Source organism: Sulfurimonas sp. (genome assembly GCF_023228785.1).
Lineage (GTDB): Bacteria > Campylobacterota > Campylobacteria > Campylobacterales > Sulfurimonadaceae > Sulfurimonas.
The window spans coordinates 57,632-66,820 of sequence record NZ_JALOAN010000011.1 but is presented as its reverse complement, the minus strand read 5'-3'; the positions used below and the strand labels follow the sequence as shown (position 1 = coordinate 66,820).

At 32.1% G+C, this 9,189-nt stretch carries 14 protein-coding genes; 3 read left to right on the top strand and 11 right to left on the bottom strand.

Annotated features, from left to right (window positions below; genetic code table 11):
* From M0Q24_RS04485 to M0Q24_RS04450, 8 genes are all read right to left on the bottom strand, one after another.
* Positions 1-1,431 (bottom strand): hypothetical protein (locus tag M0Q24_RS04485; protein WP_295047823.1); only part of this gene is annotated, 1,431 nt, incomplete at its 3' end.
* Positions 1,432-1,551: 120 nt separating this feature from the next.
* The gene (locus tag M0Q24_RS04480) at positions 1,552-1,977 is read right to left on the bottom strand and encodes a hypothetical protein (protein WP_295047822.1); all 426 of its coding nucleotides are present in this window, start codon (positions 1,975-1,977) and stop codon (positions 1,552-1,554) included.
* 63 nt (positions 1,978-2,040) lie between these two features.
* Complete coding sequence (locus M0Q24_RS04475; protein ID WP_295047821.1) at positions 2,041-2,262, bottom strand: hypothetical protein; 222 nt, start codon at positions 2,260-2,262, stop codon at positions 2,041-2,043.
* 231 nt (positions 2,263-2,493) lie between these two features.
* Entirely contained in the window at positions 2,494-2,709 is a 216-nt protein-coding gene (locus M0Q24_RS04470; RefSeq protein ID WP_295047819.1) for a hypothetical protein, read from the bottom strand.
* A gap of 58 nt (positions 2,710-2,767) precedes the next feature.
* On the bottom strand, positions 2,768-3,112 hold the full coding sequence (locus M0Q24_RS04465) for a hypothetical protein (protein ID WP_295047817.1): 345 nt from the start codon (positions 3,110-3,112) through the stop codon (positions 2,768-2,770).
* Between the two features lie 256 nt (positions 3,113-3,368).
* Positions 3,369-3,566, bottom strand: coding sequence for a hypothetical protein (locus M0Q24_RS04460; protein ID WP_295047815.1), 198 nt, complete (start codon positions 3,564-3,566; stop codon positions 3,369-3,371).
* Between the two features lie 2 nt (positions 3,567-3,568).
* Positions 3,569-3,793 (bottom strand): hypothetical protein, encoded by a 225-nt coding sequence (locus tag M0Q24_RS04455; RefSeq protein ID WP_295047814.1) that lies wholly within the window; start codon positions 3,791-3,793, stop codon positions 3,569-3,571.
* Positions 3,790-4,074: a hypothetical protein gene (locus M0Q24_RS04450; protein ID WP_295047812.1), complete on the bottom strand. Its 285-nt coding sequence runs from the start codon at positions 4,072-4,074 to the stop codon at positions 3,790-3,792. The genes M0Q24_RS04455 and M0Q24_RS04450 overlap by 4 nt, the downstream gene beginning before the upstream one ends.
* Before the next feature lie 135 nt (positions 4,075-4,209).
* On the opposite strand from M0Q24_RS04450, the gene M0Q24_RS04445 reads away from it, so the two are divergent.
* On the top strand, positions 4,210-4,410 hold the full coding sequence (locus M0Q24_RS04445; RefSeq protein WP_295047810.1) for a hypothetical protein: 201 nt from the start codon (positions 4,210-4,212) through the stop codon (positions 4,408-4,410).
* 11 nt (positions 4,411-4,421) lie between these two features.
* Entirely contained in the window at positions 4,422-4,832 is a 411-nt protein-coding gene (locus M0Q24_RS04440; RefSeq protein ID WP_295047808.1) for a hypothetical protein, read from the top strand.
* Between the two features lie 595 nt (positions 4,833-5,427).
* Here M0Q24_RS04440 and M0Q24_RS04435 read toward each other — a convergent pair.
* The 3 genes from M0Q24_RS04435 to hemB are packed head-to-tail and all read right to left on the bottom strand — an operon-like array spanning position 5,428 to position 8,549.
* Entirely contained in the window at positions 5,428-6,618 is a 1,191-nt protein-coding gene (locus M0Q24_RS04435) for a multiheme c-type cytochrome (protein ID WP_295047806.1), read from the bottom strand.
* Entirely contained in the window at positions 6,618-7,544 is a 927-nt protein-coding gene (argF, locus tag M0Q24_RS04430) for an ornithine carbamoyltransferase (protein ID WP_295047804.1), read from the bottom strand. Before argF ends, M0Q24_RS04435 begins: the two co-directional genes overlap by 1 nt.
* Before the next feature lie 30 nt (positions 7,545-7,574).
* Complete coding sequence (hemB, locus tag M0Q24_RS04425) at positions 7,575-8,549, bottom strand: porphobilinogen synthase (RefSeq protein ID WP_295047802.1); 975 nt, start codon at positions 8,547-8,549, stop codon at positions 7,575-7,577.
* A gap of 73 nt (positions 8,550-8,622) precedes the next feature.
* On the opposite strand from hemB, the gene ribA reads away from it, so the two are divergent.
* Positions 8,623-9,186 (top strand): GTP cyclohydrolase II, encoded by a 564-nt coding sequence (gene ribA, locus M0Q24_RS04420; RefSeq protein ID WP_295047800.1) that lies wholly within the window; start codon positions 8,623-8,625, stop codon positions 9,184-9,186.
* The last annotated feature ends 3 nt before the right edge of the window (positions 9,187-9,189 follow it).

Here is a 9,189-nt window from a genome sequence, read left to right as displayed (position 1 = left end):
TTTTGTTTCTGTAAATTTTTCTTCAATTGATGTTATACCGCTAGTTAGTTCTGAAACATTATCAGCAAAATTATCCATAATGCTTTTAGTATCATCAAGACCGCTATCATCTAAATCCATATCAGAGAGATTTATACCATCTCCAGTAGTGTTTAAAGTATCGTTTATATTGTCAAGACTTGATTTAATACCATTTAATTTAGAGTTTGAGTCTCCAATTTGATTACTTATATTTGAAAGCTTATCATTTGTATTAACTAAGTTTTGATTAACTGTATCAATTTTTGGACTTAGATTGTCTTTAATAGCCGACTCTATAGCTCTTAAATTTTCAACAGTTGATAAATTTGCTTGGGTAGGGTCTATAGCTGGAAGATTTGAGACATTTGTGTCAACAGTTTGTGAGGGATTGAGATTATCCATATCTATATGATTTGTTTCACTTTCATGTGGGATAGGATCACCGCAAGAAACTTCCATATATTTTTTAATTCTATAATCTTTAACACATTGATACTCTATATAAGCTTTATTACATTTCATTCCGCTTTCTTCGTGACCAAGAGGAGGAAACCACACGCCAACAGTACCAACACAATCCCCACAAAAGTCGTGAGTCCAACGCCTCGCCCAATTGTCATTTGGACAAATATCGCCACCACCTAATTTAGCATTGTCTGGAGGAATAATACATTTATTTGTATTATGATCTAAAACACGCCCTTGATTACATTTAAAAGCAACTACTTTACAAGTTTCAGTTTGATAATCCCAACCTAAAACCTCGACAATTCCGAGACTAGAGTTATAACGCTCCATTTCATTACAACCCTCTAAAGTTGTAGGAATGGAACCCGTAGTAGTTTTGCCGTTAGTTCCATCGTCATCATTAGGAAAATCTTCAGGAAACAAACTATCTAAAGGCACACACTCGTTATTTTCATTTAATAATTCATTTTCTGTACATTCAAGAGGTGGGACTTCACATTGATATGTATCTTCATTCCAAACTTCGGGAGCTTCACAAATTGGTTTAATATAAGGACATTTATAAATAGTATGCTGATCACGATGAGAGAGTTTCATCCCAAAGCTAGTACCATATTTCTCACAAATTCCAGTCGTTAAATATGAGGTACTTGTAGAGACAAAAGTACTATTAGCATAATTTAATTGATTATCATTATGTGTTAAGGGACATACATTGTCAATAGCATTACCAAGAAGAGTACCATAATAAGGAGCAGCTGTTTTAGAAGAATAGATAAATTTGCCGATATCACTATTGTATCTACATACTGTATAGTCATCGACATAAGTATCATCATAATAAGTAGTTTCATCTTTCTCAATATCTATATAATATAAATCATATGAAAAAAGAGAGCTATTTAAAACTAAAAGTAATAATATAAATGATTTTAGTTTCATATTATTAACCTCTTAGAAGCTTTGCAGAAGCAAAGATGACCATTAAGAAAAGAGTAAAATATATAAAAATTGAGAAGAAACAATCAAAACTAGTAATATTTAAAATAGGTAGACAATCCATTATTTAAACTCCTCACTTATTATAATTTGTATAAAACCGAACAAAAAAGTAAAACCAATTAAAGCACCAGTAAGACCATAAAGAAAATTAGTCTGATGTAGAGTCATTCCAAAATCATCCGTATAAACATTCCAATCTATCAAATGACTTTGTTTTTTTATTCTGTCTAAATCATAAGAGTCAAGAGAGTTGATATTTTGCATATCAGATAAAGAAGTATATATATTTACACGATTGTCTATAATTCTCTTTGATTGTCTATTTGATAGACCTAAATCTATAAATGCTTGAAGTGGATAATAATTGCATAGATATAAACTTGCTTTTTCTTCATAATCGTTAAAATATATACCTTGTATAGTTACAGAAGCGTTCATTAAAGTACTTAAAAATAAAAAAGAAGTAATTAATAATAATTTTTTCATTTTTAAACCCTTTTATAAGTCAAAGAGGAGGGGAAGACCACCTCTTTATATGTGATTTCTCTACTAAGAGAAAAATCTTTTAGCTTTCATAAGTAAGCCAACAGTGATAGCTATAGCAAAACCGATTGCAGCAGCTGCTTCGATATCTGTATAAGTTGGTTCAGGCATAGTTACAGCCGCTTGTGAAGCAGTTGCCATAATTGCAGTTCCAGCAGATACTACCGCTACTTTTGATTGACTGAATTTATCAGCAACTTTTTTAGAAATTTTTTGAAATCTTTCCATGATTTCCCCCTTACAAAAAATGGTGCTAGAGTCCGTAATAACTCTGCTTTAAGTCATATTACGACCACTTAGAGCAAAATTATTAAAAACTAAAATATTTTTTTTCTCTTATAGGGAGAAACTTCGTTCCTCAGACTAGTGCCAAACACAACCGATTAAAAAGAGTTTTAACAATTTCCAATAAGTAGCGTATTAGCACAACGAGCTAACGCTCTCTATCTGCGATGCTATTTAAAAAGCACAATCACTATAACTATCGTAATTAATTCCTAAATCATTTTCTATTTCTTCTATTTCTGTTAAAAGATTTTGCTTTGTTTCTTCTAATCTATCGTATCTTGTGTAATAATCAACGCCACTAAAATCAGAAGGAGAAACTTGACTAAGTTCCCAAAGAGACTCATTTATCTCTCTTAGTTTTTCTTTTAAATCTTCTAATTCTTCCATTTTCTTAACTCCTATATATTGAGATATCAAGCTTTTAACTCAACATCTCTAAACTAAATTAACTAGACTTTTTAACCTTTGTTCTGTCAAACTTTGAATAATCGAGAGGATTACTTGGTAGTTCTAGGACTGGCATTGCTTTGTCATAGTAATATTTTTGACCCCATTGATTAACGCTTAGGTTATAAGGTATTGCAACATAAGAGCCTTTTTTGTCTTTGAAAACATCATAATCCTCTTCATCTGCATATATACTCTCAACACTAGGCTTTAGATAACCATCTTCTGTTATTCCCTCAAACATTACAGTTAATTCTGTACTATATTTGATTTTGTCCGTTTTGTTGTCCTTAGTCTCAACTGGTCTAACTTCTAAAAGTCTTCCTATAAAATGTGCTGTCATGTGTCACTCCTTAGTGAGTTATTAAATTTACTTAATCACTATCAATAATTAAGTTTTTAAAACATAAAAGATATTTTTTGTTTCGCAGGATAAAAAAATAAACCTACTTTTCTTTTTTCTCTTTTATGCTTTAAGAACTTAACTAAATCACTTCTTATTATTAACCCTCTAAGAAGTGACTGATAGAGGGGGACAAGCTTTGTTAACGGAGTTCTCGCCATTGCTCCGTGACATCATCGACTTACATCAAACTTGACTAGCCATTATGTGAATGCGATTTATCTAACTCTTCTATTTTTAAATGTATTTCGTATTGTTTACCCTCAAGAAAAGCTATATTGTCTTCTAATTTTAAAGGACATTCGCCCTCACTTACAAATAAATCTCTTAGTGTCTCTAAATGTTCTATTTGTTTTGATACTATCTCAAATTTTTCTTTTAATTTCTTACTCATGCTTATCTTTCGTTTAATGGTGTACGCTTTTTAATAGCTTCAAATTTTGTCTCAAGCTCTTTCAACTTAGAGTCACTATTCAAAAACTCTTCTTGAGTAGTTGTTAAATAAGCCTCTCTCATATAGTCTTCTATCAGTTTAGCTCTTCGTTTAGCAATCAAGCTTCTTATCTCATTGATGTTCATCGTCTCAACCTTATTTTCTAAATTTTGGATTTTATTTTTCATTTTGTCACTTCCTTATGAGAGTTAACTCTCTTATTTAAATTTTTAATAAATCTAATCATGTTTTTTATACTTACTTTCATAGCTAAAATTTGTATATTGGCACGATTAAGAGATTTTTTGATATTATGAGTCGTAGACTTTGCAGTTTTGCAGAGACTAGAAGTGACATTATTAACAGTAGTTTGAATATATGTTAAATATTCATTACTCCAAATTAACTCTAAACCGAAGAAGTCAGAGAAGAGAGTAGATCTTTGAATGTTTTGGATATTTACTTGCATTTGTCACTCCTGATGTAATAGTTACACTTTATTTATACTTATATTGTAACAGTTACAAACTTAAACTATAATAAAATTGTGCTTATTATTGTAATAATTACATAAAATAAGAGGTCATTATGAAAGATTTACAAAATGAATAAAAATAAATTAGCAAAAACACTAGGAATATCACTAAAAACACTATACAACTGGGAAAAAGAAAAACCAGACTTAGTTAGATTGATAAATCAAGGTATGGCACTAGACCAAAGTATAGAAGAAACAAGAAAGCATTTAGAGAGATTGGAACAAATCAAAGATGATGCGAGTAATGGAAAATTTAACTTAAAATAAGGTATTGAAACATGAAAATAATAATAATGATATTAATAGCTTCAAATTTACTAGCAAAGTTCACAGACTACAATAACAATATATTAAAGTTAAAATCAGACTCAAAAATATATATGAATAAACATAATAAAAAATTAAAATCAAATAGTTCTATATATGGAGAATTTTATTTAAAAAGATATTTAATTGACAATGGTGTACTAAATGTAGTATGCGATAAATTTGAGAGAAGATATAAGATTGTGAATGAATGCAGATTGTCTATAATAGGGTTATCAAATGGAGTATACACAAAAAATAATAGAATAAATGATATAAAAAATATGAATGTAGATACACACATGTTAGAATGCAGATACAGTAAAGAGCATGGAATAATGCACGATTGCAGTGTGAAAATATATAAATATAAATTGAATTAAAGGGGTGTAGTTTTTCAAATCTCTCCGATCGCACCATAAACAGTCAATAACCCCCTAAAATAACCACTTTTACAACACTTTAGAAAATAAGCTTATAACTCTCTACAACCCTAATAAAGATTAAAATCAAATTTACCATCATTTATATATTTAGCATGTCCTACTATTTGAGTACATATAAATGTTCTACAATTCAAAAAGAATATGTAGCATTATAGATGCAACTTTAAAAAATAACTTATCTATTATTAATTGAGTGCTCTGAACAATTATTAAGTTAGATCCTGAATCAAGTTCAGGATGGCTTGTTTGTTCAGGATGACGTGTTTGTTTAGGTTGACGTGTTTGTTTGTTCGGAATGATGGTTTTGTTTTGTTCAGGATGACTTGCTTCCCGTCATTCCGTGCTTGACACGGAATCTAGTTTATAGATTAATCAGATGGTTCAATCAAGCTAGAAAGTAACTATAGTTTAAATTTGTAAAAATATAGAATGATAACTCTATTTGATATGAAATAATACTAATTTAAATTCTATATAGAAGGGATAGGAGAATTATAAAGCTTTAAACTTCTATATATTTCATCCTAGACTACTATTTTAAGTTTAAACTTTTCGAATTTACAAAGAATTTTTTAGACCATATTGCTTCTTTTAAGTCAAGTATAGAGTGAACTTCCTCGTTTACAAGACGATAATAAACCTTAACTTCAACACTTGAGGCATCTGCTTCTTTTTTTACTTTTAGTACTTTTTTTCCATCTGCTGGTATGCTTATGTCTTCTGACATCTCTTCTGCGAGATGTGGGATTGTTGGTTTACCTTTTCTTCTTGTGTAGTGTCTTGTTAAAGAGATAGATTTACTCTCAACTACCTGATCAAGCTTCATATATGTTATATCTATTATTAATTCTCTTGATCCAAAACCACTTGGAATGTTATGTGGCTGAGGATTTTTTAGAGCTATTAAAATCTCATCTTGTTCTTGCCAAAGTTCAAGCGTTAATGCATTTACCCACATCTCTTGAGTATGTGCACCAGGAAACGAGTGCTTTCTAACTTCTCTTTTTCTTGTATGACCTTTTTCCGTTCTAAGTGTAGAAGCTACACCTAAAGTTTGTGCGCCCATATGACAATCAACACAACCCTTTTCTTGCTTTTTATATTCATCTTGCATATTGGTAAAGACTATGCCATTTACAGATCTATCATTTGCATGACAAACAAAACAGAGTTCATCTGACTTTGTATCCATAAAATCCCTATGCTCATTCTTATGATAAGGTGATGTAGTATTATCAAATGGACCTACCATTAAACCTGATTTTGTCCAACTTACACGATCCATACCTCTAAAAGAATCATCCCTATCATGATGAATTTTGTCAATATTATGACAAACAACACAGTTAATACCTTCATTTATAACACTACTCTCTATAGCTTCATTTACTTTAGAATTTCCATCTAGATCCATTAGGACTTGGATCTCATAATCTAAGCCAGTATCTGTTACTGCAATACGTGGATTGTGACAAGTTGCACATTGTACTTTTACACTGTTTGGACTTTTTCTACTTTTTCTAGCTACATATTCTATACTTTTTGAAAAATATTCGTCTTTATCGTAGTGGCTTTTTGCATGCCAAGAATCTTCCCAATCTTTTACTATCTCTAAGTGACAAGCTTTGCATTTTTGTGAGCTTTGATACTCCTGTGCAACTTCAACCACCTTTGCACTATAAAGAGCAGACACTAGCAAAGTAAACAGTAAAAATAGTTTCATTATACACCTCTCTTTTTATCTAGCCAAACCATAAGTCCTTTTTGTGCATGAAGCCTATTTTCTGCTTCATTAAACACCATCTCTGAATGTTTTTCTAATACATCCTCGCTAACTTCCAATCCTCTATATGCTGGCAAACAGTGTAAAAATCTAGCATCTTTGTGAGCTAAAAGCATTAGTTTTTCGTCTACTATAAAGCCTTTAAATGTTTTGATTCTTTGATCTTTTTCTTCTTCTTGCCCCATAGATGTCCAAGTGTCTGTTGTGATAACATTAGCACCTGTTGCAGCTTCATTTGGATCATTCATGGTTTTTATAGTCGCCCCACTCTCTTTTGCTAACATAAGAGCTTCTTTGAGTATTGCATCATCAACTTCATAACCTTTTGGAGTAGCTATTCTTAACTCAAATCCAAGCTTTGCGGCTAGTATCATCCATGAGTGAGTCATATTGTTTCCATCTCCAATATAGGCACAAACTATATTTTCATGTGCCTCGTACTCCACTAAAGTCATGTAGTCTGCTAAGAGTTGAACTGGATGAAATGAGTCTGTCAATCCGTTAATCACAGGAACTTTTGAATAGCTTGCAAACTCTTCTATCATAGACTGCTCAAATGTTCTTATCATTACCATATCGCACATACTAGAGATCACCCTAGCTGTATCTTTAATAGGTTCACCTCTTCCTAGGTGGATATCACGGTTTGATAGAAAAAGTGCGTGACCACCAAGCTGAAACATTCCAGTTTCAAAACTAACTCTAGTTCTTGTTGAGCTCTTCTCAAAAATCATTGCTAGGGTTTGGTTCTCTAGCTCTTTTTTGTAGATCTTGGCTTTGAGATTTTTTTTGATCTGTAAACCTAAGTCAACAATTTCAAGTATCTCTTCTTTTGTAAAATCTTTTAATGTTAAAAAATGTCTCAATTTATTCCCCATATATTATCGATTGTTATTCTATACTATTTCTAGCATCTTTGCAACTTCTTTGGCATGGTAAGAGATAATAATATCCGCACCAGCTCTCTTAAAGCCTATCATAGTCTCCATCACAACTCTATCATAGTCTATCAGATCTCTTGCTCCAGCCGCTTTTAACATTGCATACTCGCCACTTACATTATATACGGCCAGTGGAAGTGAAGTGTTTTCTCTTATGTCTCTAACTATATCTAAATACGCAAGTGCAGGTTTTACCATCAATATATCGGCGCCTTGGATCTCATCTGATATAGATTCATTTATAGCCTCTCGTCTGTTTGCTGGATCCATCTGGTAGCTAGATCTATCTCCAAAAGATGGAGTTGACTCTGCTACATCACGAAACGGTCCATAGTACCCAGATGCAAATTTGGTCGAATATGCCATAATAGGAAGATTTTCATAGCCATTTTCATCTAGTGCTTCGCGAAGTGTTACTATGATCCCATCCATCATGCCAGAAGGAGCAATCATATCAGCTCCAGCTTTTGCGTGAATAATAGCTTGCTCTGCCGAGATCTCAAGCGTAGCATCGTTGTTTACGGTTTCATTAACCTCATCGATAATCCCACAATGCCCATGATCTGTATATTCGCAAAAGCATAGATCCGTTACAATAAACATCTCTGGGTGCTCTTGTTTTATAGCACGAATTGCAGTTGCAATAATACCATGCTCACAAAGCGAATCAGATCCAATGGAGTCTTTAACATCAGGAATACCAAAGAGAAGAATAGAATAAAGTCCAAGTTTTTTAAGCTCCACGCACTCTTTTAAGATCTCATCTAAACTCATCTGAAACACGCCTGGCATAGAAGAAACTTCTGTCTTTATTCCCTCGCCTGAGCGAACAAAAAGTGGATAGATAAAGTCATTTTTACTAAGCGTTGTCTCTCTTACTAATGAGCGAAGTTGCCCCTTTAAACGAGTTCTACGAAATCTTTGAAACATAATAAACCTTTTTTAGCTATAATTTTATAAAAATTTATTTTATCGTTTTAAAGTTTAAACTAGGGTACATGTATTGAATATAAAGATTTCAGAGGTCGCAAACTTACCTTCTAGGTTTGGAGATTTCAAAGTAAAAGCCTTTAAAGAGGGTCAAAAAGAGCATCTTGTTATATATAAAGATGACTTAGCAGAAGTACCAATAGTAAGAGTTCACTCTGAGTGTTTAACGGGTGATGCTATAGGAAGCTTGAAGTGTGACTGTCGTGACCAGCTAGAGTTTGCACTAAAGTTAGCTGAGGCTTCAAATGGTATGGTTATCTACCTAAGACAAGAGGGGCGAAATATCGGACTCTTAAACAAGATAAATGCCTACGCACTCCAAGATATGGGCTTAAACACTATAGAGGCAAATCATCAACTTGGCTTTCGTGCTGATGAGAGAACTTATGAAATAGTAACTAGAATTTTAGAACATTTCAACATAAAAAAGATAAAACTACTAACAAATAATCCAGACAAAATAAACTCTATAAGTAATATAGAAATTATAGAACGGATCCCAATTATTATGGACTCTAACATATATAATGAAGACTACTTAAATGTTAAAAAAGACAAGATGGGACATTTGATTTAAATC